General features: G+C 70.9%; 25 protein-coding genes. 8 read left to right on the top strand and 17 right to left on the bottom strand.

The genetic code is table 11. The annotated features are described in order from the left end of the window. The first annotated feature begins 51 nt into the window (after nucleotides 1-51). Nucleotides 52-1,197, top strand: coding sequence for an NADH-quinone oxidoreductase subunit D (locus tag AB0C33_RS24105; RefSeq protein WP_358291564.1), 1,146 nt, complete (start codon nucleotides 52-54; stop codon nucleotides 1,195-1,197). Continuing rightward, nucleotides 1,194-2,261, top strand: coding sequence for an acyltransferase (locus AB0C33_RS24100; protein ID WP_358291562.1), 1,068 nt, complete (start codon nucleotides 1,194-1,196; stop codon nucleotides 2,259-2,261). Before AB0C33_RS24105 ends, AB0C33_RS24100 begins: the two co-directional genes overlap by 4 nt. On the opposite strand, the gene AB0C33_RS24095 is transcribed toward AB0C33_RS24100, so the two are convergent. The 11 genes from AB0C33_RS24095 to dacB all read right to left on the bottom strand — a co-directional run bounded on the left by AB0C33_RS24095 (nucleotide 2,258) and on the right by dacB (nucleotide 11,899). Then, on the bottom strand, nucleotides 2,258-2,710 hold the full coding sequence (locus AB0C33_RS24095) for a DUF3180 domain-containing protein (RefSeq protein ID WP_358291560.1): 453 nt from the start codon (nucleotides 2,708-2,710) through the stop codon (nucleotides 2,258-2,260). The genes AB0C33_RS24100 and AB0C33_RS24095 overlap by 4 nt on opposite strands. After that, complete coding sequence (gene folK, locus AB0C33_RS24090) at nucleotides 2,707-3,210, bottom strand: 2-amino-4-hydroxy-6-hydroxymethyldihydropteridine diphosphokinase (protein WP_352358556.1); 504 nt, start codon at nucleotides 3,208-3,210, stop codon at nucleotides 2,707-2,709. Before folK ends, AB0C33_RS24095 begins: the two co-directional genes overlap by 4 nt. Beyond that, a complete protein-coding gene (folB, locus tag AB0C33_RS24085; protein WP_358291557.1) occupies nucleotides 3,207-3,572 on the bottom strand; it encodes a dihydroneopterin aldolase in 366 nt (121 codons plus the stop codon). Before folB ends, folK begins: the two co-directional genes overlap by 4 nt. Continuing rightward, nucleotides 3,562-4,008: a nuclear transport factor 2 family protein gene (locus AB0C33_RS24080; protein ID WP_358291555.1), complete on the bottom strand. Its 447-nt coding sequence runs from the start codon at nucleotides 4,006-4,008 to the stop codon at nucleotides 3,562-3,564. Before AB0C33_RS24080 ends, folB begins: the two co-directional genes overlap by 11 nt. Further along, a complete protein-coding gene (gene folP, locus AB0C33_RS24075; RefSeq protein ID WP_358291824.1) occupies nucleotides 4,005-4,811 on the bottom strand; it encodes a dihydropteroate synthase in 807 nt (268 codons plus the stop codon). Before folP ends, AB0C33_RS24080 begins: the two co-directional genes overlap by 4 nt. A 117-nt stretch (nucleotides 4,812-4,928) precedes the next feature. Then, nucleotides 4,929-5,507 carry a GTP cyclohydrolase I FolE gene (folE, locus tag AB0C33_RS24070; protein WP_352318609.1) on the bottom strand — a complete coding sequence of 193 codons (579 nt, stop codon included), beginning with the start codon at nucleotides 5,505-5,507 and terminating at the stop codon, nucleotides 4,929-4,931. Next, a complete protein-coding gene (ftsH, locus tag AB0C33_RS24065) occupies nucleotides 5,504-7,498 on the bottom strand; it encodes an ATP-dependent zinc metalloprotease FtsH (RefSeq protein WP_352358549.1) in 1,995 nt (664 codons plus the stop codon). Before ftsH ends, folE begins: the two co-directional genes overlap by 4 nt. 238 nt (nucleotides 7,499-7,736) lie before the next feature. Further along, complete coding sequence (hpt, locus tag AB0C33_RS24060) at nucleotides 7,737-8,288, bottom strand: hypoxanthine phosphoribosyltransferase (RefSeq protein ID WP_352318606.1); 552 nt, start codon at nucleotides 8,286-8,288, stop codon at nucleotides 7,737-7,739. 10 nt (nucleotides 8,289-8,298) lie between these two features. Next, the gene (tilS, locus tag AB0C33_RS24055) at nucleotides 8,299-9,303 is read right to left on the bottom strand and encodes a tRNA lysidine(34) synthetase TilS (protein ID WP_358291553.1); all 1,005 of its coding nucleotides are present in this window, start codon (nucleotides 9,301-9,303) and stop codon (nucleotides 8,299-8,301) included. Nucleotides 9,304-9,359: 56 nt separating this feature from the next. Further along, on the bottom strand, nucleotides 9,360-10,436 hold the full coding sequence (locus tag AB0C33_RS24050) for a zinc-dependent metalloprotease (RefSeq protein ID WP_352318602.1): 1,077 nt from the start codon (nucleotides 10,434-10,436) through the stop codon (nucleotides 9,360-9,362). A 47-nt stretch (nucleotides 10,437-10,483) separates the two neighbouring features. Further along, nucleotides 10,484-11,899 carry a D-alanyl-D-alanine carboxypeptidase/D-alanyl-D-alanine-endopeptidase gene (dacB, locus tag AB0C33_RS24045; RefSeq protein WP_358291551.1) on the bottom strand — a complete coding sequence of 472 codons (1,416 nt, stop codon included), beginning with the start codon at nucleotides 11,897-11,899 and terminating at the stop codon, nucleotides 10,484-10,486. Nucleotides 11,900-11,985: 86 nt separating this feature from the next. Here dacB and AB0C33_RS24040 point away from each other — a divergent pair, with 86 nt between their 5' ends. Then, complete coding sequence (locus AB0C33_RS24040; RefSeq protein ID WP_352318598.1) at nucleotides 11,986-12,477, top strand: inorganic diphosphatase; 492 nt, start codon at nucleotides 11,986-11,988, stop codon at nucleotides 12,475-12,477. A gap of 3 nt (nucleotides 12,478-12,480) precedes the next feature. Here the strand turns inward: AB0C33_RS24040 and AB0C33_RS24035 are convergent, their stop codons facing one another. The 5 genes from AB0C33_RS24035 to AB0C33_RS24015 all read right to left on the bottom strand — a co-directional run bounded on the left by AB0C33_RS24035 (nucleotide 12,481) and on the right by AB0C33_RS24015 (nucleotide 18,451). After that, nucleotides 12,481-13,602, bottom strand: a complete 1,122-nt coding sequence (locus AB0C33_RS24035) for a C40 family peptidase (protein WP_358291549.1) — start codon at nucleotides 13,600-13,602, stop codon at nucleotides 12,481-12,483. A 68-nt stretch (nucleotides 13,603-13,670) separates the two neighbouring features. Beyond that, on the bottom strand, nucleotides 13,671-14,396 hold the full coding sequence (locus AB0C33_RS24030; protein ID WP_358291547.1) for a hypothetical protein: 726 nt from the start codon (nucleotides 14,394-14,396) through the stop codon (nucleotides 13,671-13,673). Between the two features lie 7 nt (nucleotides 14,397-14,403). Further along, the gene (locus tag AB0C33_RS24025; RefSeq protein ID WP_358291545.1) at nucleotides 14,404-15,873 is read right to left on the bottom strand and encodes a sigma-70 family RNA polymerase sigma factor; all 1,470 of its coding nucleotides are present in this window, start codon (nucleotides 15,871-15,873) and stop codon (nucleotides 14,404-14,406) included. A gap of 102 nt (nucleotides 15,874-15,975) precedes the next feature. Further along, nucleotides 15,976-16,776 (bottom strand): hypothetical protein, encoded by an 801-nt coding sequence (locus tag AB0C33_RS24020; protein WP_358291543.1) that lies wholly within the window; start codon nucleotides 16,774-16,776, stop codon nucleotides 15,976-15,978. A 64-nt stretch (nucleotides 16,777-16,840) separates the two neighbouring features. Then, complete coding sequence (locus tag AB0C33_RS24015) at nucleotides 16,841-18,451, bottom strand: ATP-binding cassette domain-containing protein (protein ID WP_358291541.1); 1,611 nt, start codon at nucleotides 18,449-18,451, stop codon at nucleotides 16,841-16,843. A 128-nt stretch (nucleotides 18,452-18,579) separates the two neighbouring features. On the opposite strand from AB0C33_RS24015, the gene AB0C33_RS24010 reads away from it, so the two are divergent. The 5 genes from AB0C33_RS24010 to AB0C33_RS23990 all read left to right on the top strand — a co-directional run bounded on the left by AB0C33_RS24010 (nucleotide 18,580) and on the right by AB0C33_RS23990 (nucleotide 23,025). Continuing rightward, on the top strand, nucleotides 18,580-19,749 hold the full coding sequence (locus AB0C33_RS24010; RefSeq protein WP_358291539.1) for a DUF4185 domain-containing protein: 1,170 nt from the start codon (nucleotides 18,580-18,582) through the stop codon (nucleotides 19,747-19,749). Beyond that, nucleotides 19,746-20,756 (top strand): DUF4432 family protein, encoded by a 1,011-nt coding sequence (locus AB0C33_RS24005; RefSeq protein ID WP_358291537.1) that lies wholly within the window; start codon nucleotides 19,746-19,748, stop codon nucleotides 20,754-20,756. The genes AB0C33_RS24010 and AB0C33_RS24005 overlap by 4 nt, the downstream gene beginning before the upstream one ends. Then, on the top strand, nucleotides 20,753-21,523 hold the full coding sequence (locus AB0C33_RS24000) for an SDR family oxidoreductase (protein ID WP_358291535.1): 771 nt from the start codon (nucleotides 20,753-20,755) through the stop codon (nucleotides 21,521-21,523). Before AB0C33_RS24005 ends, AB0C33_RS24000 begins: the two co-directional genes overlap by 4 nt. 177 nt (nucleotides 21,524-21,700) lie before the next feature. Beyond that, nucleotides 21,701-22,120 (top strand): peptidase inhibitor family I36 protein, encoded by a 420-nt coding sequence (locus tag AB0C33_RS23995; RefSeq protein WP_358291533.1) that lies wholly within the window; start codon nucleotides 21,701-21,703, stop codon nucleotides 22,118-22,120. Beyond that, entirely contained in the window at nucleotides 22,111-23,025 is a 915-nt protein-coding gene (locus AB0C33_RS23990; protein WP_358291531.1) for a hypothetical protein, read from the top strand. Before AB0C33_RS23995 ends, AB0C33_RS23990 begins: the two co-directional genes overlap by 10 nt. Here AB0C33_RS23990 and AB0C33_RS23985 read toward each other — a convergent pair. Beyond that, nucleotides 22,984-24,420: a peptidase S10 gene (locus AB0C33_RS23985; protein ID WP_358291529.1), complete on the bottom strand. Its 1,437-nt coding sequence runs from the start codon at nucleotides 24,418-24,420 to the stop codon at nucleotides 22,984-22,986. The genes AB0C33_RS23990 and AB0C33_RS23985 overlap by 42 nt on opposite strands. Nucleotides 24,421-24,422 lie beyond the last annotated feature (2 nt).

Here is a 24,422-nt window from a genome sequence, read left to right as displayed (position 1 = left end):
GACCATCCCCCACGCTGGATCACCCCGTGGGACGGTGGCAGCATGGGCCCCATGACGGAACGCGTGGTCGGGATCGGCGCCGGCGCGAAGGAGCTGGCGACCGAGGACATGATCCTCAACATCGGCCCCCAGCATCCCTCCACGCACGGCGTGCTCAGGCTCCGGCTCACCCTCGACGGCGAGCGCATCGAGGCGGCCGAGCCGATCATCGGCTACATGCACAGGGGCGCGGAGAAACTGTTCGAGGTCCGCGACTACCGCCAGATCATCATGCTCGCCAACCGGCACGACTGGCTGTCGGGGTTCGCCAACGAACTGGGCGTCGTGCTGGCCGCCGAACGGCTGCTCGGCATGGAGACGCCGGTCAGGGCCGTGTGGGCGCGTACGCTGCTGGCCGAGCTCAACCGGGTGCTCAACCACCTGATGTTCCTCGGCTCCTACCCCCTCGAACTGGGCGCGATCACCCCCGTCTTCTACGCCTTCAACGAGCGCGAACGCATCCAGGCCGTCATGGAGGAGATCTCCGGCGGGCGCATGCACTACATGTTCAACCGGGTCGGCGGCCTCAAGGAGGACCTGCCGCTCGGCTGGCTCGACCGGGTCGCCGCGGCCGTCGCCGAGACCCGCCGCCGGGTGCCCGACATCGAGGGCCTCATCCTGAACAACGAGATCTTCCTCGCCCGCACCAAGGGCGTCGGCGTGCTGACCCGCGAGCAGATCCTCCAGTACGGCGTCAGCGGCCCCATCGCCCGCGCCTCCGGCGTGGACTTCGACCTGCGGCGCGACGACCCGTACCTCGCCTACGGGGAGCTGCCGGTCACGGTCGTCACCCGGCGCGACGGCGACTGCCACGCCCGGTTCGAGGTGCTGTTCGAGCAGCTCAAGGTCTCCCTCGACCTGGCCGACGCGTGCGTCGCCCGGCTGCGCGAGCTGCCGCCGGGGCCCGTCAACCAGCGCCTGCCGAAGGTGCTCAAGGTGCCCGAGGGCCACACGTACGCGTGGACCGAGAACCCGCTCGGCATCAACGGCTACTACCTGGTCTCCAAGGGCGACAAGACGCCGTGGCGGCTCAAGCTGCGCTCGGCGTCGTTCGGCAACGTCCAGGCGCTGCGCGAGCTGCTGCCCGGGAACCTGGTGGCCGACATGATCGCCATTCTGGGCTCGATGTTCTTCGTCGTGGGTGACATCGACAAGTGAGCACTCCCGAACGCGACAAGTACGTCGACTGGCTGCGCGCCCTCAGCCTCATCGTCGTGGTGGTCTGGCACTGGGCGTTCACGATCCTGGAGTGGAAGCCCAGCGGGCCCGAGCCCACCAGCCCGCTCGGCTTCACCTCCGGGTTGTGGATCCTGACCTGGCTGCTCCAGGTGCTGCCGCTGTTCTTCTACGTCGGCGGCCACGTGCACCTGCTGTCCTGGAACCGGGCCCAGGCGCGCGGCGTCGGCATCGGGGCGTTCGTCTGGCGGCGCATCCGCGCGCTGTCCCTGCCCGCGCTGTTCCTGTGCGGCGTGTGGATCTCCGTCGGGGCGATCGTCACCTGGGCGTTCCACGTGGGATGGATGTGGCGGGTGGTGCTGCTCGTGCTCAGCCCGCTGTGGTTCCTCGGCGTCTACCTGGTGCTGATCGCGCTGCTGCCGGTGGCCCTGTGGCTGCACAGGCGCTACGACGTGCTGGCCCTCATCTGGCTCGGCGGCTCGGCCCTGGTCGTCGACGTCGTGCGCTTCCGCTACGGCTTCGAGTGGGCCGGCTGGCTCAACATGATCATCGTCTGGGGGCTGGCCCACCAGGCGGGCTTCTTCTACGACCGGATCGTCGTCCTGCCCCGGCGGTACGACGTCGGCATCCTGTGGACTGGCCTGTTCGCGCTGATCGGCCTGGTCTACTCGGGCATCTACCCGGGCTCGATGGTGGGCGTGCCGGGCGACAAGTGGTCGAACATGGCGCCGCCCACGTTCGTCATCGTCGCCCTGCTGATCTTCCAGATCGGCCTGGTGGAAGTGCTGCGCCCGGCCATGGAACGCGTGCTCGAACGCCCCCGCTGGGCCCGTGCCAACTCCTTCATCAACCGCTACGCCCTGCCGCTGTTCCTGTTCCACACGACCGGCATGGCGATCGCCTTAGGGCTGTCGTGGTGGTTGTTCGGCAACCTCGGCACGAAGATCCCGCCCGACCTGAAGTGGTGGCTGGAGCGGCCGATCGCCATCGTCGGGCCGCTGATCTGCACGCTGCCGGTCATCTACCTCTTCGGCCGCCGCCGCTAGTCGGGTTTGCGCTCGTCGGAGTCCTTCGGGATCCGGCAGCAGTGTTCCAGGTACAGGGCCGCGCAGACGAGCACCACGCAGGCCACGAACGACCCGGCCGCGACGAAGAACTCCGAGCGCGGCGTCTCCCGGTCGAAGAGCTCCAGCGTGTACGCGGCGAACCCGGCGAACAACCCCGCGAACACCGCCCCCGCGTACGCCGACGCCTTGGCCAGCGCCGCCAGCCGGGCCACCGCCAGCGGCTCGACCGGCTTGGTGTCGGGTTTCCTGGCGATCCTGGCCTTGGTCACCCATCCGCTGTAACCCTCGCCGAGGGCGAGCAGCAACACGGTCGGGATGGCCGTCCAGGGCAGCAGGAACGCGCCGTAGAAGTGCCGGACCGCCGCCCAGAAGATCAGGGCGACGACGACGAGGAGAGCGACCAGATGGCCGGGATGCGTCGGCTTCAATCGGGCCTCTGCAGCTTCAGGTCGTCACGCAGGCGCACGCCGTGCCGGTCGAGCTCGGCCAGCAGGTCGGCCACCCGGCCCCGGCCCGGCACGGTGGCCTCGGGGTCGATCACCGACCAGGGCACCAGCACGAACGCCCGCTCGTGGGCCCGGGGATGCGGCAACGTCAGCTCGGGGTCGTCGGACACGGTCTCGCCCACGACGATCAGGTCGACGTCGAGCGTACGCGGCCCCCACCGCTCCGCACGCACCCGGCCGAACGCGTTCTCCACGCCCAGCGCCCGCTCCAGCAATGTGCGCGGCGGCAGCGCGGTCTCGGCGACGACGACCGCGTTGAGGTACGGCTCCTGGCCGCCCGGCCCCCCGACCGGGTCGGTCTCGTAGACCGGGGACACCTTGACGAACTCCAGGCCAGGGGCGTCGAACAACGTGTCGATGGCTCCCTGCAACGTCTGGAACCGCTCCCCCAGGTTGCTGCCGAGAGCGAGGACGGCCTTCATGCGCGGCTCCGCTCGATCGTCACGATCACATCGTCGAACGGCAGCGGGATCGGCGCCGCCGGTTTGTGCACACTCACCTCGACCTTGTGCACCAGCTCGCTGGACAGGCAGACGTCGGCCAGCCGCTGGGCCAGCGTCTCGATCAGCTCGACCGGCTCGCCCTCGACCACCTCGACCAGCGCCTGGGCCAGCTCGCCGTAGTGGACGGTCTTGGTGAGGTCGTCGCCGGCCGCCGCCGGGGCGGTGTCGAGGAACAACGTCGCGTCGATCACGAACTCCTGGCCGAGCTCCCGCTCGGCGGGCAGGACGCCGTGCCTGCCCCTGGCCCGCAGGCCCTTGAGAGCGATGCGGTCAGACCTCAAGCTCGCCCTCCTCGTCCTCGTCGTCGTCTCCCTGGAGCACCGGGGAGCCGTGGTGCATCCACAACCGCCAGCCCTGCGCGGTGCGGATGTAGACGTTGCTCGCCACCACCTTTCCCGCGGCGAAGCTGGACTCACCCTCCTCGCCCGCCGTCAGGATGTTCTCCACGCAGGTGAGCACGGCCACGTCGCCCAGCACGGTGGTGTTGACGTCGGTCAGCACGAACTGGATGTAGGTGGTGTTGGCCATGATCAGCGCCCACGACCGCAGCACCTCCGACCGGCCGGTCAGCAACGTCCAGCCCGGATGGACGCAGCTCACCTGGTCGTCGGCGGTGTCCTCGGCCCAGATCTCGGTCATCTTGTCGAGATCGGCGCTCTCGATCGCGGTGTAGAACTCCTCGTTGACCGTCTCGATCGCGGCAGTGTCGACGCTCATGTGCCTGCTCCGGCTCTCTTCCATGCGGCCGCCACGCGCACGGCATCGGCATTGGGACCTACCTCGTGCACGCGCACGCACCAGGCCCCCGCCTGAGCCGCCAGCGCGGTGACCGCCAGCGTTGCGTCGTCGCTCCTGCTGAAGGGGCGGGGCGCGCCGTCGGGGCCGGCCAGCAGCCGCCCGAGGAACCGCTTGCGCGAGGCCCCGATCAGCAGCGGGAATCCCAGCTCGGCGAGCCGCGGGATGCCGGCCAGCAACGCCCAGTTGTGCTCGGCGTTCTTGGCGAAGCCGAGGCCGGGGTCGAGCACGATCTGCTCGGGGGACACCCCCTCGGCCAGCACGAGATCGACGCGCTTGCTGAGCTCCTCGCGCACCTCTGTCACGACGTCGGCGTAGACGGCGCGGCTGTCCATGTCATGGCTGTGGCCGCGCCAGTGCATCACCACGTAGGGCGCTCCCGTCGCGGCGACCACGCGCGGCATCTCGGGGTCGGCCAGGCCGCCGCTGACGTCGTTGACGAGCCTGGCGCCCGCCTCGACCGCGGCCCTGGCGACCTCGGCGCGCATCGTGTCGACGCTGACGGCCACGCCCTCGGCGTCGAGCGCCCGGATCACCGGGACGACCCTGGCCAGCTCCTCCTCCAGCGACACCCGCGCGGCGCCGGGACGGGTGGACTCACCGCCCACGTCGACGATGTCGGCCCCCTCCCGCACCAGGTCGAGCCCGTGCCGGACGGCGGCCTCCTCGTCGAACCACAGGCCGCCGTCGGAGAAGGAGTCGGGGGTCACGTTGACCACGCCCATGACGAGGCACCGCTCCGTGCCGCCCGGCACGTTGATGGGCACGCTAGTCATGGGGCAAGCCTAGGCGTTCCCCCACACCTGCCGACATCTCGGGTCCCCAGTTGTGGATAACGATCGTCACCTGCCGAGAATCAGCGCCATCGCCTCGGAGCGGGTCTTGTCGCTGGTACGGAAGTCGCCGCGGACCGCCGACGTGACCGTCTTGGCCCCCGGCTTGCGCACGCCGCGCATCGTCATGCACAGGTGTTCGGCCTCGACCACCACGATGACCCCGCGCGGCTCCAGCACCCGCATGAGGGCGTCGGCGATCTGCGAGGTCATGCGCTCCTGCACCTGCGGACGGCGGGCGAAGACGTCGACCAGCCGGGCCAGCTTGGACAGCCCGGTCACCTGGCCGCGCTCGTTGGGGATGTAGCCCACGTGGGCCACGCCGTGGAACGGGACCAGATGGTGCTCGCAGGTCGAGTAGACCTCGATGTCCCTGACCAGCACCATCTCGTCGTGGTCGACGTCGAAGACCTTGTTGAGCACGTCTTCGGGGGTCTGACCGAGCCCGGAGAACTGCTCGGCCATCGCGCGGGCGACCCTGGCGGGCGTTTCGAGCAGGCCGTCACGGTCGGGATCCTCGCCGATGCCGTAGAGGATCTCGCGTACGGCCTTCTCGATCCGCCCCAGGTCGACCTCGTGCTGGGTCACGCACTGTCCCCGGACTGGAAGGCATCCTGGTGGCCGGAGGTGAGCGAGCCGTTGGCCGACTGCTCCTTCGGGGTCAGGATCGGCGGGCGGTCGGAGGGCAGCCGCTTGCCGTAGCCCGCGTACGAGGGCCGGTGCTCCTTGACGACCACCGGGGCGAAGATCTGCAGGACCTGCTCGCGGGAGAGGGTCTCCTTCTCCATGAGCTCCAGCACCAGGTTGTCGAGCACGTCGCGGTATTCGACCAGGATGTCCCAGGCCTGGTCGTGCGCCGTCTCGATCATCCGGCGGACCTCCTCGTCGATGGAGGAGGCGATCTTCTCGGAGTAGTCGCGCTCGTGGCCCATCTCGCGGCCGAGGAAGACCTCGGCCTGGCCGGTGCCGAACTTACGGGCGCCGAGCTGCTCGCTCATGCCGTACTCGGTCACCATGCGGCGGGCGACCGCCGTGGCCTTCTCGATGTCGTTGGAGGCGCCGGTGGTGGGCTCATGGAAGACGAGCTCCTCCGCCGCGCGGCCGCCGAGCAGCATCGCGAGCTGGTCCATCATCTCGGACCTGGTGGCCAGGAACTTGTCCTCCATCGGCAGCGTCATCGTGTAACCGAGCGCGCGGCCGCGGGACAGGATAGTGATCTTGTGGACCGGGTCGGAGTTGGGCAACGCGTGCGCCACCAGCGCGTGACCGCCCTCGTGGTAGGCGATCATCTTCTTCTCCTTGTCGGACATGACCCGCGACTTGCGCTCGGGCCCTGCCATGACACGGTCGATCGACTCCTCGAGGACCTCCATCGTGATCAGCTTCTGGTCGGCCCGCGCGGTGAGCAGGGCCGCCTCGTTGATCACGTTGGCCAGGTCGGCGCCGGTGAACCCGGGGGTGCGGCGCGCGATGACGTCGAGGTCGACGTCGGGCGCGAACGGCTTGCCGCGACCGTGGACCTTGAGGATGCCCTTGCGGCCCTCCAGGTCGGGACGGTCGACCGTGACCTGCCGGTCGAAACGGCCCGGACGTAGCAGCGCCGGGTCGAGGATGTCGGGCCGGTTGGTCGCGGCGATGAGGATGACGCCGCCCTTGACGTCGAAGCCGTCCATCTCGACGAGCAGCTGGTTGAGGGTCTGCTCGCGCTCGTCGTGACCGCCGCCCAGGCCGGCGCCGCGGTGGCGGCCGACGGCGTCGATCTCGTCGATGAAGATGATCGCGGGGGCGTTGGCCTTGGCCTGCTCGAACAGGTCGCGCACGCGGGAGGCGCCGACGCCGACGAACATCTCGACGAAGTCGGAGCCGGAGATCGAGTAGAAGGGCACGCCCGCCTCGCCCGCGACCGCGCGGGCCAGCAGGGTCTTGCCGGTGCCGGGCGGGCCGTAGAGCAGCACGCCCTTGGGGATCTTCGCACCGATCGCCTGGAACTTGGCCGGGGCCTGCAGGAACTCCTTGATCTCCTGGAGCTCCTCGATGGCCTCGTCGGCGCCGGCGACGTCGGCGAACGTGGTCTTGGGGGTGTCTTTGGTGATGAGCTTGGCCTTCGACTTGCCGAAGTTCATCACCCGGGAGCCGCCGCCCTGCATCTGGTTCATGATGAACAGGAAGATCAGCACGATGATGACGATCGGCAGGAAGCTCACCAGGATGCTGAGCAGGAAGTTCTCCTGGGGCACCTCGGTGGTGAAGCTCTTCGTCTTGTTGGCGTCGACCTGGGCCTGCAGCTCGTCGGTCAGCTTCGCGCCGTAGCCGCTGACCCAGTTGGACTGGATCAGCTTCGCCGGGGCGTCACCCGGCCGGACGACGATCGGCTTGATGAGGGTGAGCTCGACCCGATTGTCCTTGTCGACGACCTTGGCGCTGGTGAAATTGCCGGCGCGAATCTGCTGGAGGACCGTGGACGTGTCGGCCTGCTTGAAATTGCCCCCGCCGCTCCAGAGCTGGGTGACGAGCAGGAGCAGCACGACGATGCCCAGGATCCACAGCAGTGGCCCACGTGTAAATCGCTTGAGATCCATCCGATGCGGAACCCCTTGCGGGCCCGTCCCTTCCTGACCATGGCCTGGAACCCCGGGCTGGCCCGGGGCCGCGGCATCCGACACCGCGACTTCTGACTACCCGAAGGGGACTTGCGGTCACCCTTCCGGAGTCTGAAGGTACACCGGCACGGCGCACGGAGGGACCCGCCCGCTACACCGGTCTTGCCCTATCAACGTACGTCACGTTGCGCGATGTTCCCGGCCATGGCCGGGATTACTACTTATAAACGTGCGGCGCGAGCGTTCCGATGAACGGCAAATTGCGGTAGCGCTCCGCGTAGTCGAGCCCGTAGCCGATGACGAACTCGTTGGGAATGTCGAAGCCGACGTATTTCACGTCGATCGGCACCTTCACCGCGTCCGGCTTGCGCAGCGCGGCGCAGATCTCCAACGACGCCGGATTGCGCGACTTCAGGTTTTCCAGCAGCCAGTGGAGGGTGAGGCCCGAGTCGATGATGTCCTCGACGATGAGGACGTGGCGGTTCAAGATGTCGGTGTCGAGGTCCTTCAGCACCCGTACGACGCCGGAGGACTTGGTGCCCGCGCCGTAGGACGACACCGCCATCCAGTCCATCTGCACCGGCACGTGCAGGGCTCTGGCCAGGTCGGCCATCACCATGACCGCGCCCTTCAGCACGCCCACGAGCAGGACGTCCTTGCCCGCGTAGTCCTCGTCGATGCGCCCGGCAAGCTCTTTGATCTTGGCCTGGAGGTCGTCCTCGGGGATGAGGACCTTCTCCAGGTCTTTGCCCATGTCGGCAGCGTCCACCTGTGGTTCCTTAAACGATGGGACTGATGGCGAGTATCAGGGTGCCATACCGCCGAACTGCGGACAGACCTCCGGGTAGATCCACCGCCTTCTGCCCGTGCCATTGCGTGACCAGCCGATCGACCGCCAGCACGTGGGTGGCGGAAAGCGCGCCGGAGGGCGTGCCCGCCGCGATGGCCGCGCGCCGCAGCACCCTGCGGCGCACGGCGTCGGGCAGTTTCTCCAACTCGGGTACGGACAGGATGACGGGCTCTCCGATATCGCTAAGAGCGCAATTCGGGAACGCCGATTCGGCCCACTGGTCGAGGGCGTCGGCGTCCTCCCGCGCCATTCCGGCGGTCCGCGCGAGCGCCTCGGCCACCCCCGGGCCGAGTTCCTCGTCGAGCATCGGCAGGATCCGCTTCCTGACGCGGACGCGGGTGTAGCGGGGGTCGTCGTTGTGTGGGTCGTCCCAGGGGACGAGGGACATGGCCGCGCAGGCGGCGACCGTCGTGGCCCTGGACAGGCCGAGGAAGGGCCGGCGGTAGCGGCCCGCCCGGGCGGCCATGCCGGAGATCGAGCGCAGCCCGCTCCCCCTGGCCAGCCCCAGCAGGACGGTCTCGGCCTGGTCGTCGCGGGTGTGGCCGAGCAGGACGGCGGCGGCCCCCAGGCGGTCGGCCGCCTCGGCCAGCGCGGCGTACCTGGCCTCGCGGGCGGCGGCCTCGGGACCGCCGTCGGTGCCGACGGTGACGGTGAGCACCTCGGCCGGGGCCAGGCCGAGACCGGCGGCGATGCCGGCGACCTGCCGGGCGCGATCGGCCGAGCCCGGCTGGAGCTGGTGGTCCACCGTGACCAGGCCCGCGCGCAGGCCGGCGCGGGGGGCGACGAAGGCCAGCGCCGCCGCCAGGGCCAGCGAGTCGGCGCCGCCGCTGCACGCGGCCAGGACCAGCGCGCCGGTGCCGGCGAGGTCGGTCAGCGACTCGCGGACGGCCCGGCGCACGTCGGCGACGGCTGGACGGGGACCCACAGGAGCCATTGTCCCGGCTGGGGAACCGGCCGCACGCCACGGCCGGGTCCCCCGGGACGGGAAGGTCAGGCGGGAAGAGCCGGGGTGCCGATGACGCGGTGGATCCAGGCGTCGGGGTCGGCGATCTCGGGGGTCGTGGGCAGGGTCTCCGGGGAGGTCCAGACCTTGTTGAAGCCGTCCATGCCGACCCGGTCGACCACCTTGCGGACGAACGCGGAGCCCTCGGCGTACTGCTTCATCTTGACCTCGATGCCCAGCAGGCGCCGGACCGTGCGGTCGAGCCGGGAGCCGCCCTCGCGGCGCTGGGCGAACTTGGCGCGGATCTCCGAGACCGACGGGACCACCGAGGGGCCCACGGCGTCCATGACGAAGTCGCCATGCCCTTCCACCAGGGTCATCACGGCCGTCAGGCGGTCGAGGATCTCCTTCTGGGCGGGCGACTGGATGGCGTCGATCAGGTTGCCCTCACCGCCCCTGACCACGTCGGCCACCGTGTCGGCGGCGTTGCGCAGGCGGTCGAGGAGCGTGGGCAGGTCGAGGTCGGAGGCGAGCAGGAACTCGGTCATCTGCGACCTGACGTACTCGCGCAGCCAGGTGACGCCGGTGAACTGCACGCGGTGGGTCTCCTCGTGCAGGCACACCCACAGGCGGAAGTCGCGGGGCACGACGTTCATCTCGCGCTCGGCGTGGACGATGTTGGGCGCCACGAGCGTCAGGCGGCCGGTCGGCTCCTGGCCGGTCGGGTCGGGCGGCAGGAACAGCTCGTACTGGCCGAGCACCCGGGAGGCGAGGAAGGCGAGGACGGCCCCGACCTCGACGCCGGTGATGCGCGAGCCCACCGCGGTGACGATGGCGGGCGGCGGGTTGTCTCCGCCGCCCATGCGCTGGGTCAGCGGTTCGAGGACCACGCGGAAGCCCTCGACGTTGGCCTTGATCCAGCCCGGCCGGTCGACGATGGTCGCGGGCTGCGGCGCGGTCTCGGTGTGGATCTTCGTGAACTCGCGCACGTGGCCCTCGGCCTCACGTGACAGCGTGCGGAGCTCGGCGACGGCCTGCCTGGCCTCCTCCTTGCTCACCTGAGGACCGGGGCGCACCAGGCGCGTGCCGGTCGTGACGGCCAGATCCCAGTCGATCACCTGCATGACGTCCACCGTACGTTGTTCTCGTCACGCCTGCGAAGAAGCGGCGGTCAGGATCGCGCGACGATCGCGGCGAGCCTGTCGAGCACGGGCTCGGCGTTCACCGGCACGTCGTCGGCCAGGAAGGCGAAGGTGACCAGCCGGCCGTCCTTGGTGGTGGCCAGGCCCGCCAGGGTGTTGACGTTGTTGAGGGTGCCGGTCTTGGCGCGGACGAGGCCGACCTGGCCCTTGCTGTCGGCGCGGGTGAAGCGCCTGCCGTTGCCCAGCGTGCCGGAGAAGCCGGCGATCGGCATGCCCGAGTCGACGGCCCGCAGCTCGGGGTGCGCGGCCGAGCCGGCGATGGCGATGATCCTGGCCATGGCGTCGGCGCTGACCCGGTTGCGGATGGACAGGCCGCTGCCGTCGGCGACGCTGACGCCCTTGGTCACGCCGAGCCGCCGCATGACCCCGATCACCGCCTCCGCGGCCCCCGCGTACGACGCCTCCTTGCCCTCCTTGATGGCGACGTGCCTGGCCAGGGCCTCGGCCATGTCGTTGTCGCTGTGGGTCAGGGTGTGCTCGACCAGGGCGTACAGGGGGGCGGAGTCGACCTTGCCCAGCTCGGCGGCGCCCGCCGCGGCCCGCTCCTGGCGGATGTCCTTGGAGACGGTGACGCCGTACCTGGGCAGCAGCCGGGCGAAGGCGGCGGCGGCGTACGCGGCCGGGTCGGGCACGCGGGGCCGGGCGCCGGGGCGCTGGCGTCCCTCGTCCATGGCCAGGGCGTGGACGGGGGCCGCCTCGCCGTCGGGCACGTAGTTGGGCTTCCAGCCGGGCGCGATGGCCGGCCCGGTGAACAGGCTGTCGTCGTAGGAGAGCGTGACCTTCCTGACGCCCTTGGCCTTCAGCGCGGCGGCGGTCCGGGCGGCCAGGGTGGCGAGGGAGGCCTGCTTGGGGTAGCCGGGCCTGGCCGACGGCCCGGCGAGCAGCGGGTCGCCGCCGCCCACCAGGACGATCGCGCCGGGCGCGCGGCCCTGGACGACGCGGGTGGAGAAGCGGGTGTCGGGGCCCAGCGAGGCGAGCGCCGCCGTGGTCGTGACGACCTTGTTCGTGGAGGCCGGGGTGATGCCCGTGTCGGGGTTGGAGGCGAAGATCCGGGCGCCGGTGGCCGCGTCGAGCACGACCGCGCCCACCCGGCCGCCGAGTGCTTTGTCACCCAGCGCGTCGGTGAGCTGGCGGGTCAAAGTACTCTTAGTCGGGAGAGGTCCGTTCCCTGACGTCGCCGAAAGCTGGGCCAGCACAGGCCCCGAGGTGACCACGGGGGCGGGGGGGATTCCCCGGGGAGACGCCGTCGGCCCGATCGGTGACGGCTGCCTCGTCAGCGCGCTCAGGTTGAAGTCGCTGGTCATGGCGTAGACGCCGATGACGATCGTGACGATCTGAAGCACGGCGAGAGTGGCCAGCATCATCGAACGCTCGTGCCGCGCCACGTCGCCTGACCTCTCTCCTGGTGTTCGCCTACGAGACATTAACGCCCAGCCGGGACTTCCCGGGGGCCTTGAGCGGAGGAACCGCGGTGGAGTTCGACGTTGTCGTTGAGATTCCCAAGGGGCAACGGAACAAGTACGAAGTGGACCACGAGACCGGAAAGATCAGGCTTGACCGGCTCCTGTTCACCTCCACGCAGTACCCCGCCGACTACGGCTTCATCGAGAACACCCTCGGCGAGGACGGTGACCCGCTCGACGCGCTGGTGCTGCTCCAGGAGCCGACGTTCCCGGGGTGCTACATCACCTGCCGCGCGGTCGGCATGTTCCGGATGACCGACGAGAAGGGCGGCGACGACAAGGTCCTGTGCGTGCCCTCGACCGACCCCCGGATGCACCACATCCAGGACATCCACCACGTGTCGGAGTTCGACCGGCTGGAGATCCAGCACTTCTTCGAGGTCTACAAGGACCTTGAGCCCGGCAAGTCCGTCGAGGGCGCCAACTGGGTCGGGCGCATCGAGGCCGAGGCCGAGATCGAGCGCTCGTTCCACCGGGCCAAGGACGCGGGTCACCACTGATCCTCACCGGGGCCTGGTGGCGCCCACCAGGTCCCCTCTCCAGATCGGGGCGACCCGTACCACGTCGCCGGTCTGGGGCGCGTGCACCATCTGGCCCTGGCCGACGTAGATGCCCACGTGGTGGATCGTGCCGGGGTCGTCGGTGATGCGGCCGAAGAACAGCAGGTCGCCGCGGCGGAGCTGGTCCAGCGGCACGTGCGGGCCGGACGTCCACTGGGTTCCGGTCCAGTGGTCCAGGCGCACGCCCACCTGCTCCCAGGCGCGCATGACCAGGCCTGAGCAGTCGTAGGTGTCGGGGCCCGCGGCGGCCCACACGTACGGCTTGCCGAGCTGGGTCAGCGCCCAGTTGGCGGCCAGGTTGCCGCCCGCCGATCCCGCCGCCAGGCCGGCCGCCGACAGGGCCAGGGCCCGCCGTCTGGCCAGCAGCTCGGCGTGGCTGCGGGCGGCGTTCACCCGGTGCTGGAGCTGCCGCCGCTCCACCCGGAGGGTGCGCGTCTCGCGGCGCTGCCGGGCGACGGCCGCCTCCGCGGCCAGCTTCGCCCGCCGGGCGCGCTCCGAGGCGGCCTGCCGGGCGTCGTAGGCGTTCTGCGCCTGCGTCCGCAGGATGGCGGCGACCTCCTGGGCGTCGCGCATCCTGCGCAGGATCTGGGCCCGCTCGTCGCCTAGCTGGCCGAGCACGCTCGCCCGGTGCAGGAAGCCGTCGACGCCGCCCTCGTCGATGAGCATGCCGACGATCGGGTCAAGTGCCGTCATCCCGCCGTAGCTCTGCGCGGCGAGCAGCGCGACGGCCTGCCGGGCGCGCTCGGCCTCGGCGTCGGCCGCCGCCTGACGCGCCTGGGCCTGCGCGTACGACTGCTCGGCCTGCCGCAGCCGGACCAGCTCGCCGTTGTACGCCTCCACCTGCCGTTCCACGGCCGCGGCCAGCTCGTCGAGCCTGGACTGGGCCACGGCCAGCCCGGCGCTGGCCACCCCCAGCTCCTTCGAGCGCTCGCGGGCGGCCGCGCGCGCCTTCTTCACGTCCTTGGCCGACGGCATGGGGTCGGCCAGCACCGGCGAGCCCGGAGTGAGCGGACACAGGGTGGCCAGCAGGACGCACGCCAGGAGCCCAGCCCGAAATGCGCGCATAGGTCCCCCCGGAAACAGATGGTTACTCTATGCACACAGTTCCCAGCGCTTTCATGCGCGTAACGTCATCACCGCAGGCGGAAGAGCCGTTCTATCCACGGACGGATTCCGGTGACCACCGGCCGGGCGGCCCGCGGGTAGGTGAAGACGGGGGTCTGGACGCCGTACGCGGCGTGCAGCTCGGCGGCCTTGCACCAGTCGGCGGTCACGCGGGCCGCGGCCCATGCCGCCGCGATGGCCGGTCTGGCCTCCGGATGGCGGTCGTAGGTCTGGAAGAGGGTCATCGCGGCGTCGGCGGCGGCGTGACCGTCGCCCGGGTAGGCGGTGCCGGCCAGGTAGGGGGCGGTGACGCGGCCGCCGTGGCAGGTGTCGAGCACCCAGGTCCAGTTGGCCGTCACCAGCCCGAGCACGGGCTCGGGGACGTCGGCGGCGGCGCCGTACATGCGGTCCTGGCGGGGGCCGGTCAGGCGGCGGGCGTCCCACAACCAGTCGAGCTCGTCCGGCTGCGGGCCGCCGGCCAGCCAGGACAGCACCGCCAGGCCGCGCGCGGTGCGCAGGCGGCACAGGTCGAGCACGTGGCGCAGCATGCGGGGGCCGCGGTCGAGCCAGGTCGGCCAGTCGACGCGGTGTCCCCTCGGCACCAGCTCGGCCACCCGCCCCGGGACGGGCGACGGGCAGACCCGGCGCCCCAGATGCGGATCCTGACGCACCTCGAACGCCTCCACGACCCGCCCGGCGAGCCGGTCCTGGCGCACCTCGGCGAGCCCGTCCTGGTGCGTCTTCAGAAGCTCCACGGGGTGCTCAGCCGCTCTCGACGGGGGTGACGGGTTCCTCGGTGGGGGTGTGCGTGGGGGCGGGCGTCGCCGTCTCCGAGGGCGTGGTGGTGGGCGCGGGCGTCTCGGTGGGCGTCGGGGCGGGGGTGGGGGTCGGCACCGGCGGGGTCCGGGTGGGCGGACGCGTGCCGGGTTCGCCGTGCGGCGGACGGCCCGGCTCACCGTGCGGCGGATGACCCGGGTGGCCGGTACGGCCGGGCAAACCGGGCTGGCCGTACGTCGGCTCGCCGGGGTCCTCGCCGGGCGGGTCGGTCGGCGGCGGGCCGTCGGGCGTCGGCCGCGGCTCGCCGGGCGCGGATTCGGCGGGCGGCGAGCTCGCGTACGTGGGCACGAGCACGGCCGGCGGCACCGGCGTCGTCGAGCCGAGCATGCCGAACGGCTCGGGCGCGGCGCTGTCGAGGATGGGCGCTACGGTCAACTGGGCGTCCTGCGGGTCGGGTTGCCAGGGCAGTCTGATGCCGGGCGGCTCGCCGGTGGCGGGGAACGCGGCCGTCGCCACCCCGGCGAGACCGCCGTTGTCCTTGCCGAACTGGTTGAAGATCACTGCTATCGCCACCACGGTCGCGACCGCCGCCAGCGCGCCCGCCACCGCCTGAGGCCACCTTCGAGTCGCCGTCTGCGTGGGAACGGGAAATCCGGCGGCGTCCAGGGAGGCCGTGCGGCGGGCGACGTAGCGGCGGTAGGGCAGCAGCTCGGGGTCGGCGAAGCAGCTCATGACCCTGATGCGCAGGGCCTCGGGGAGCGCGGCGGCGGGCAGCAGGCCGAAGACCTTGGCGGCCGAGGCCTGGCGGGCGCGGTGGGGGGCGCAGACCTCGCAGCGGGCGACGTGCCCGACCAGGTGCTCGCGCATCTCCCTGGTGAGGTCGCCGGTGAAGCCGGCCAGGATCCGGGCCCGGCGCGGGCAGTCGTAGGGGCCCTTGCGCGCCAGGATCTCGGCGGTGACGGCGTCGGTGAGACGATCGCGCGCCTGCTCCCTGGCCTGCTCGACCTGGCGCGGCGGGATCGCGAGCACCTGGGACAGCTCGGCGGTGTCCAGCGCGTGCCTGGTCGCCAGCTCCAGCACCTCGCGGTCGGCGACGGGCAGGCTCACGACCGCGTTCCAGGCCATGAGCCGCAGGTCGGCGTCGGCGGGGTCGTCCAGCGGCGGCGCCTCGGCCAGGACCTCGTCGGCGCCGGGCGGCGCGGCCATCCGGCGGCGCAGGCATTCCTGCCGGGCCAGGGCGAGCAGCCAGACCCGGAACCTGTCCGGCTGGGACAGCGCGCCCGCGTGCGCCTCGGCGGCGATCAGCGTGTCACGCAGGGCCACCTGGGCGCTGTCGGTGTCGAGGAGGAGGGACCAGCAGTAGCGGTAGACGTTCTCCGCGTGCGTGTCGTAGAGCGCGGCGAGGGCTCCCGGGTCGCGGATGCGGAGTGCCTCCACCAGGACGCGGTCATTCATGTGACCGAAGGTAATGGATCGGTAACTAGTAGTTCTACCGGTTCCGCCGCTTCTACCGCGACCCCGCCAATTTCCCAAGCAATTTGTTCGGACTAATACCGATTATTGCTTTACCTGCCCCATGGCCTCGCTCCCCCGGTCCACCGCGAACGGCTCGGAGGTGGGCTTGACCGTGTGCACCGGGAGCGCGCCGCCCATCGCCAGGTCCTCGTAGGGACGGCCGGTCGAACCCCAGGTCCGGGCGGTGACGTCGGTCTTGGCGACCTTGCTGTCCTTGGGCAGCCCGGCCACGGTGAGGATGAACCTGGGCGGGCTGCCGGCCTTCACGTCGTCCACGAACGTGCTGCCGCCGCCGAGCAGTTTGCCGGCCGCGTCGCGCAGCAACGCGTTCACCACCAGGCTGCTCGCCGGCAATTGATAAGGATTCCCGACATAGCCGGTAATAAGGTAAGAGCCGTCTTTTTGGCGCATTGTCTGGACGCGCGTGATCGGGAACGACTGGAACGACGACGGGATGCGCGCGGCGGACCGCCACTGCGCCGGACGGTACTGGATGGTCACCTTCACCGGCTTCTCGGTGGCGGACGCCTGGCCGGTGAAGGCCAGGGAGCCGCCCGGCGGCACGGCGTCGAGCGGCTGGTCCATGCGCACCACCTCGGTGCCGGCGGCGTCGCGGCCCACGATGGTGGCCACCACATGCTCACCGAAGTGCCACGGGTTGGCGTTGCTGAGCACGCCCGCCCAGTTGACGGCGTAACCGTCGGTGGACTTGGCGATGTTCGAGACCTGCTCCTTGAGAACGAGCGGCTTGAGCGATTGGGCGGGCTGGTCCTCACTTGAACAACCGGCGAGGCAGATCGCCCCGAGTGCGAGGAGGCTGACGGTTCGGCTACGCGGGATCACTTTGCCGTGATAACCCGTGCATGGGCACGGCTGGCAGATGACACGCGCCGGGCGTACCAACTCTTTAACGCCTCCGGACGACCCTCGTCTCGTCCCACACCGGCTCGGACGACTCGTAGACCGTGCCGTCGGAGCCGAAGACCAGGAAACGGTCGAAGTCGGCGGCGAACCAGCGGTCGTGGGTGACCGCCATGACCGTGCCGTCGAACGCGTCGAGGCCCACCTGGAGCGCCTCGGCGCTGGCCAGGTCGAGGTTGTCGGTCGGCTCGTCCAGCAGGAGCAGCGTGGCGCCCGACAGCTCCAGCAGCAGGATCTGCAGCCGCGCCTGCTGGCCTCCGGACAGCGTGTCGAACCGCTGCTCGGCGATCAGCCCGGCCAGCTCGTAGCGGGCCAGCGTCTTCATGGCCTCGTTCTTGAGCTTGGCGTGCTCGTTCATCACGATCTCGACCGGGGTGCGGCCGAGCAGGTCGGGCCTGGAGTGGGTCTGGGCGAAGTGCCCTGGGACGACCCGGGCGCCGAGCCTGGCCACGCCGGTGTGCGCGACGGGCTCGCCGGCCACCAGGCGCAGGAAGTGGGACTTGCCCGAGCCGTTGGAGCCGAGGACGGCGACCCGCTCGCCGTACCAGATCTCCAGGTCGAACGGGCGCATCAGGCCGGTCAGCTCCAGGCCCTCGCAGATGACCGCGCGCTTGCCGGTGCGGCCGCCGCGCAGGCGCATCTTGATGTTCTGGTCGGCGGGCGCCTGCTCGGGCGGGCCCGCCTCGACGAACCTGCGCAGCCGGGTCTGGGCCGCGTGGTAGGGGGCGGCCATGCCGTCGTTGTACCTGGCCTTGTTCTTCAGCATGTTGACCAGGGCCTTGAGCTTGGCGTGCTCTTCGTCCCAGCGCCTGCGCAGCTCGTCGAGCCGCTCGTTGCGGGCCTTGCGGGCCTCGGCGTAACCGGCGAAGCCGCCGCCGTGGATCCAGATGTTGCCCGACTCGACCGTGACGATGCGGTCGGCGGCGTTGGCGAGGAGCTGGCGGTCGTGGCTGACCAGCAGCACGGTCTTGGGCGTCTCGCGCAGCTGCTGCTCCAGCCACTCCTTGCCGGGCACGTCGAGGTAGTTGTCGGGCTCGTCGAGCAGCAGGGTCTGGTCGGGGCCGCGCAGCAGCGCCTCCAGGACGAGCCGCTTCTGCTCGCCGCCGGACAGGGTGGCCACGTCGCGGTACTTCACCCGGTCGAACGGGACGCCGAGGGCCGAGACCGTGCAGGTGTCCCAGAGCACCTCGATCTCGTAGCCGCCGGCGTCGGTGTAGTCGCTGATGGCCTGCGCGTAGCGCATCTGCGCCTTCTCGTCGTCGCGCTCCATCATCACCAGCTCGGCCGCGTCGAGCCGCTCGGCCGCCTGCCGCACGGCCGGCGGGGCGACGCCGAGCAGCAGGTCGCGGACGTTGCTCCCGTCGCGCACGTTGCCGATGAACTGGCGCATCACGCCCAGCCCGCCGGAGCTGGTGACGCTGCCCTCGACGGGCTCCAGGTCGCCCGCGACCAGGCGCATGAGGGTGGTCTTGCCCGCGCCGTTGGGCCCGACGAGCGCCGCCTTGACACCGTCGCCGATCCGGAAGGAGACGTCGTTGAGCAGGGGCCTGCCGTCGGGCAGCACGTACGTCAGATGTCCTACTTCAACGTGGCCCATCCGGGCAGGCTACCGGCCGCCCGCGACCACCGGCACCCGGTTTTCGGCCGGTGCTCCGGGGGCCCTGGACAGCAAGTGATCTAATGACTAGAACTGTACGGGACTCCCCCAGCCCCTAGGAACCGGTGATGACGCGATTCCGCTCCTCCCTCCTCCCCCTCGCCGTCGCCCTGCTCGGCCTGGTCGCCGTCCCGCAGCAGGCGTGGGCCGCGCCGCCCAAGCCGGTGCCACCGTCGGCCGGCGTGACGCGGGAACCGTCCGGGCCGGTCTCGGCGTGCGCGCCCACCGTGCGCGGCGCGTCCGTGGACGCCCGGCTGACCAGCCTGTTCACCTCGTACGGCAACGACAACAGCCGCCTGGACGACTGGACGGGAGCCGACGGCACCTACTCGCTCCGGCTGCCGAACGGCCGTGAGCTGTGGGTGTTCTCCGACACCTTCCTCGGCCAGGTCGACGCCGACGGCTCCCGGCCGCCCGTCGTCGAGGAGGGCGGCAGCACCGTCTTCCTGAACAACTCCTTCGCCGTCGAGCGGGACGGGCGGCTGTCCACCGTCCACGACGGCACGGCCGCGAAGCCGGAGGCCGTGATGCCGCCGCGCGACGACAAGCACTGGTTCTGGGCCGGGGACGCCACGCTGGCCGGCGGCCTGGTCGAGGTCACCTACCAGGAGTACGAGCGGTTCGGCCCCGGCGCGTGGGACTGGCGCTGGCACCGCAACGTGGTGGCCAGGTTCGCGCCCGGCCGACTCGACCAGCCGATCAGCGTGCACGACCTGCCCTCGGGCCACGGCGTCTCCTGGGCCTCCGGCCTGCTGAAGGACGGCGGCTACACCTACGTGTACGGCGTCGAGGACCTCGGCTCGGCCAAGTACATGCACCTCGCCCGGGTCAGGGGCCAGAGCCTGCTCGGCACGTGGGAGTTCCGCACGGCCGACGGCTCGTGGTCACCGGACGAGACCGACTCGGCCCGCATCATGGGCGGGGTGGCGAACGAGTACAGCGTCACCCGGGTCGGATCCGGATATGTCCTGATCACGCATGACACCACCGAGGTGCTCAGCCCCAACATCGTGGCCTACTCCTCCTGCTCGCCCACCGGCCCCTTCACCGGCAAGCAGCACGTCTACACCACCCCCGAGACCAGCGGGAACGTCTTCACCTACAACGCCCACGCCCACCCCGACGTCGCCGGGAACGGCCTGGTGGTCTCCTACAACGTCAACAGCTTCGTCAACACCGACCACTACCGGGACGTGTCGATCTACCGGCCCAGGTTCCTGGACGTGACGTTCGGGTGAGGCGCAACTGGGCGGCGCGCCTGCGGCATTTCACCCTCGACGGGCTGCGGGCGGTCACGCTGGAGAACGAACGGCTGCGCGTGACCGTCCTGCCGGACAAGGGCGGCGACGTGGTGGAGTTCCTGCACAAGCCCACCGACACCGACTTCGTCTGGCTCTCCCCGCAGGGCCTGCGCGACCCGCGCGACCACCGTCACGGCGCGGCCGACGACGTCGCCCAGTTCGTCGACCACTACGAGGGCGGCTGGCAGGAGGTCTTCCCCAACGGCGGCGCGCCGAGCGAGTACCGGGGCGCGCGCCTGGCCCAGCACGGCGAGGTCGCCGGGCTGCCGTGGTCGTGCGAGGTGGTGGCCGACTGCGCGGAGGAGGTCGCGGTGCGGCTCGCCGTGCGGACCCGGCGGCTGCCGTACCGGGTGGAGAAGGTGTTCCGGCTCCGGGCGGGCACGGCCGCGCTGGAGGTCGAGGGGCGGGCGACCAACGAGGCGGACCTCGCGCTGCACGCGATGTGGGGCCAGCACATCGTCTTCGGGGCGCCGTTCCTGCGGGCGGGCGCGCGGATCCGGCTGCCCGAAGGCGTGCGGGTGATCCCGCACGCGACGCCGATCGGCCCGTCCGGGCGCCGGGTGCGGGCCGGCGGGCCGTGGCGGTGGCCGGTGGTGCCCGCCGACGGGGGCGGGGAGACGGACCTGAGCGTGGTGCCCGAGCGGGGCGGGCCGAGCGACATCGTGTACCTCACGGGTTTCCCGGAGGGTTGGTACGAAATTTCAGGGGATATCGGTATCCGGGTGGAGTGGGATGCGGCGCTCCTCCCCTACCTGTGGATGTGGCAGGAGCTCGGCGCGTCCACCGGCTATCCCTGGTGGGGGCGGGCCTGCACGCTGGGGCTCGAACCGTTCGCCGGCATGCCGACCGACGGCCTGACCGCCGCCGTGGCCAACGGCAGCGCCCTGTCGCTCGGACCGCAGGAGACCAAGGTGTCGAGATGGCGCGCGGAGGTGCTGGCGTGAGTGAGTTTTCCGGCAAGGTGGCGCTGGTCACCGGCGGATCGATGGGCATCGGGCGGGCGGTGGTCGACCGGCTGGCCGACGGCGGCGCGAACGTGGTCTTCTGCGGCGTGGACGAGGAGGCGGCGTTCGACAGCGAGCACGTCACCGGCGTCGTCGCCGACGTGCGCCGGGCCGGCGACCTGCGCGACCTCGTGGACCTGGCCGTGACCAGGTACGGCGGCCTCGACGTCGTCGTCACCTGCGCCGGCGTCCAGCGGTACGGCACGGTCGAGGACACCCCGGAGGAGGTATGGGACGAGGTCATGGACGTCAATCTCAAGGGCGTCTACCTCACCTGCAAGGCCGCCGTGCCGAGGCTCAGGGAACGCGGCGGCGGCTCGATCGTGGTCATGTCGTCGGTGCAGGCGTTCTCGTCGCAGGCGCAGGTGGCCGCCTACACCGCGAGCAAAGCCGCCCTGAACGGCCTGACCAGGGCCATGGCGCTCGACCACGCGGCCGACGGCATCCGGGTCAACGTGGTCTGCCCCGGCTCGGTGGACACCCCCATGCTGCGCTGGGCGGCCGACCTGTGGCGGGGCGACCTGTCGCAGGAGGAGCAGGTCCAGCAGTGGGGGAAGGCCCATCCGCTGGGCCGCGTGGGCCGCGCGGAAGAGGTGGCCGAGCTGGTGGCGTTCCTGGCGGGGCCGCGTTCGTCGTTCATCACCGGGGCCGAGCACCGCGTGGACGGCGGCCTGCTGGCCCGGAACCCGGCGGCGCTCCCCGACTAGGTCGAGTAAGTCCCCAGTCGCCTCCCGAACCTGGCAATCGTTGCGTCAATGCGGCGAAGCTCCAGGTGGTGAGCCTGGTAACCAAGGTCTCTGCGTGTATTCGAGGGTGGGTCCCGAGCCCCCTCACAGCACGCTTGGTACGGGTTCCGAAACGACTCACCGATCTAGGAGAGACCTGTGAGGCTCACCAAGAAGGCCGCCGGCTTCATCGCCGCGGCCGCGCTGTTCACCGTGGTCGTCCCGGCTGCCGCGGCTGAGGCCAGCCCACGCTCGACGTGCTACGGCGGCCGCGTCTGCCTGTACGCCGGTTTCGACTACAACCGGGGCCAGAGCGACCACTGGCGCGACTTCACGGCCGACGACTCCGACCTGGCCGACAACAACTGGCTGAACTGGGACTTCAGCAACACCTGGCACAGCATGGACAACGAGACCAGCTCCGTCAGGAACCGGGTCGGCTGCAGCGCCACCCTCTGGCAGCACGCCGACTACACCGGTGCGCACAGCACCTTCACCCACAACTCCAACGACGGTTACCTGTCGAACAACGCCATCGGCAACAACCGCACCAGCTCGATCGACATCTGGTGCCGCTGAGAAATAACGGGAGTGCCGGTTTCCGGGCTTGGCCGCCGGAAACCGGCTGTCGCGGCCTCCTCGCGGGCGCGCTGCTGCTGTCCGTCGCGGCCTGCGCCGCCGGCGAGCCCGTACGCGAGCGGCCCCCGGCGGGCGTGACCTCGGTGTCGCAGCTCGTGTTGCCGTTCGACGCCTACAAGCCGACTCCCGAGCAGCGGGCCGTTCTGGGCAATGCCCACAACCACCTGGTCGCGCGGTGCATGAGCCGCCGCGGCCTCACCGTCACCCCACCCGCGGAGGACGCCGCCGAGCTGGCGGCGATCGACCCGGGCAACTCCCGCCGCTACGGCGTCGTGGACACCTCGGCCGCCCAGCGGTACGGCTACCACCTGGCCAGGCCCCCGTCCCCGGACACCACCGGCTCCTGGGTCAACAAGCTGCCCAAGCACACCCGCCACCGCCTGTACGGCACCGCCGCCGACCGCGGCTGCCTCGACCGCGCCTCCGCCGAGCTGGAGGGCGGCACCCGCCAGGCGGACTGGCCCTGGCTGGGCCTGCAGGACTCGCTCACCCTGGAACAGGCCGCCAAGCACGGCGGCGTGGCCGCGGCGACCAGGCGCTGGCAGTCGTGCATGACCCAGGCGGGACACCCCTACCCCGACCCGGAGTCGGCCATCGCCGACTCCCGCTGGAACCTGGAGAAGTCGGACGTGAGCGAGGAGGAGAAGCTGACGGCCGTCGCCGACACGACCTGCAAGTGGGCCTCGGGCCTGGTCGCCGCCTGGTTCTCGGCCGACGCCGAGCTTCAGCGCGCGGTCATCCGGGACAACCGGGAACGCTTCGACGCGCTCGCGGCCAGCCTGCGGCAGCGGCTGGAGCGCGCCTCACGCCTGCTGTCCGAGCACGAAGGCCGCCAGGTCGGCTGACTGGCGCAGCCTGCTGGGCTCGTGCGCGTACATCATGTGGCCGGCCTCGTAGTACTTGAACTCGACGTTGGCGGCCAGCTCGGCGGGCACGGGCAGGTGGGCGAAGGCGTGCTCGGCGGCGTAGTACGGCGTGGCGCCGTCGTGGTAGCCGCAGGCCACGTGCACGCGCAGGTGCGGGTTGGTGCGCATGGCGGCGCCGAGCCGGTCGGTCACGCTGACGTGCACGCCCTCGAACTCCTTGTACGACCACGGGTGCACCCGCGAGCTGAGGATCTCGTAGGGCAGGTCGTTGGCGTACTCCAGCTCGGTCCGCAGGTAGTGGTTGAGCGCGGCGCTGTAGGGGCCGGTGATGGCGTTCATGCTCGGGTCGGAGACGAAGTGCTCGCGACCGCCGTCGGGGTCCCAGCCGGTGAAGCGGCCGTCGAGCCTGCCGACGGTCAGCCGGCGCTCGCGCAGCAGCTCGGTGAAGAAGCGGATGTGCTCGATGCGCAGGTCCACGCGGTCGACGTAGTCCTCGGACAGACCGGACAGGGCGGCGACCCTGGAGACCGCGGCGGCGCGCTCGCCGGCGGTGAGGCGGTTGCCGCGGGCCAGGGCCCACGGGTAGTCGCGGGAGGCGTACTCCTCGGCCTCGCGCAGCACGTCGGCCAGCGGGCGGTCGCCGTGCAGCCCGTGATAGTGCGCGATGGCGGCATAGGTCGGGAGATAGAGGGCGTAGGCCACGTCGTTGCCCTCGTTGAACTCCACGGTCGCGTAGTCGAGCACCGAGGAGATCAGCATCACGCCGTTGAGGTACATGCCGTGGCGCGACTGGAGGTGGTCGGCCAGCCCGGCCGCCCTGACCGTGCCGTACGACTCGCCGGCCAGGAACTTCGGCGACATCCACCGCGCGTTCCTGGTCGTCCAGAGCCGGATCACTTCGCCGACCGACTCCACGTCGCCGCTGAACCCGTGGTACGGCTCGGCCTTCTCGCCCTCGGCCGCCCGCGAGTAGCCGGTGGACATCGGGTCGATGACGACCAGGTCGCTCACCTTGAGCAGGGTCTCGTCGTTGTCGGCCAGCGCGTACGGCGGCGGCAGGAGCGCGCCCGCGTCCCCCATCACGACCCGGCGCGGTCCGAGGATGCCGAGGTGCAGCCACACGCTCGACGACCCCGGCCCGCCGTTGAAGGCGAACGTGACCGGCCTGGTCAGCGGGTCGGCGTCGTCGAGGGTGTAGGAGGTGAGGAACACCTCGGCCTTCGGGCGGTGGCCGTCGAACGTGCCGTCCGTGAACACCTCCTCGCGCACCACCATGGTTCCGGTGGTGGCGGTGTACCCCTGACCGGTCGGCAGGGTGTGCCGGGTGGTGACGAGGTTGTCGGCGGGCTTCTTTGTCTGTACTTCGTCGGACATAG

The organism is Nonomuraea sp. NPDC048881 (assembly GCF_040649795.1).
GTDB lineage: Bacteria > Actinomycetota > Actinomycetes > Streptosporangiales > Streptosporangiaceae > Nonomuraea.
Note: the sequence above shows the minus strand (reverse complement) of the source record. Positions and strands in the feature narration are given on the sequence as shown.

Excerpts from the sequence above, each read along its gene's own strand:
- AB0C33_RS24105 (WP_358291564.1), top strand. The coding sequence starts at position 52 with ATGACGGAACGCGTGGTCGGGATCGGCGCCGGCGCGAAGGAGCTGGCG.
- folK (WP_352358556.1), bottom strand. The coding sequence starts at position 3,210 with ATGAAGGCCGTCCTCGCTCTCGGCAGCAACCTGGGGGAGCGGTTCCAG.
- AB0C33_RS24080 (WP_358291555.1), bottom strand. The coding sequence starts at position 4,008 with ATGAGCGTCGACACTGCCGCGATCGAGACGGTCAACGAGGAGTTCTAC.
- folP (WP_358291824.1), bottom strand. The coding sequence starts at position 4,811 with ATGGGCGTGGTCAACGTGACCCCCGACTCCTTCTCCGACGGCGGCCTG.
- ftsH (WP_352358549.1), bottom strand. The coding sequence starts at position 7,498 with ATGGATCTCAAGCGATTTACACGTGGGCCACTGCTGTGGATCCTGGGC.
- tilS (WP_358291553.1), bottom strand. The coding sequence starts at position 9,303 with ATGGCTCCTGTGGGTCCCCGTCCAGCCGTCGCCGACGTGCGCCGGGCC.
- AB0C33_RS24050 (WP_352318602.1), bottom strand. The coding sequence starts at position 10,436 with ATGCAGGTGATCGACTGGGATCTGGCCGTCACGACCGGCACGCGCCTG.
- AB0C33_RS24035 (WP_358291549.1), bottom strand. The coding sequence starts at position 13,602 with ATGCGCGCATTTCGGGCTGGGCTCCTGGCGTGCGTCCTGCTGGCCACC.
- AB0C33_RS24025 (WP_358291545.1), bottom strand. The coding sequence starts at position 15,873 with ATGAATGACCGCGTCCTGGTGGAGGCACTCCGCATCCGCGACCCGGGA.
- AB0C33_RS24015 (WP_358291541.1), bottom strand. The coding sequence starts at position 18,451 with ATGGGCCACGTTGAAGTAGGACATCTGACGTACGTGCTGCCCGACGGC.
- AB0C33_RS24010 (WP_358291539.1), top strand. The coding sequence starts at position 18,580 with ATGACGCGATTCCGCTCCTCCCTCCTCCCCCTCGCCGTCGCCCTGCTC.
- AB0C33_RS23985 (WP_358291529.1), bottom strand. The coding sequence starts at position 24,420 with ATGTCCGACGAAGTACAGACAAAGAAGCCCGCCGACAACCTCGTCACC.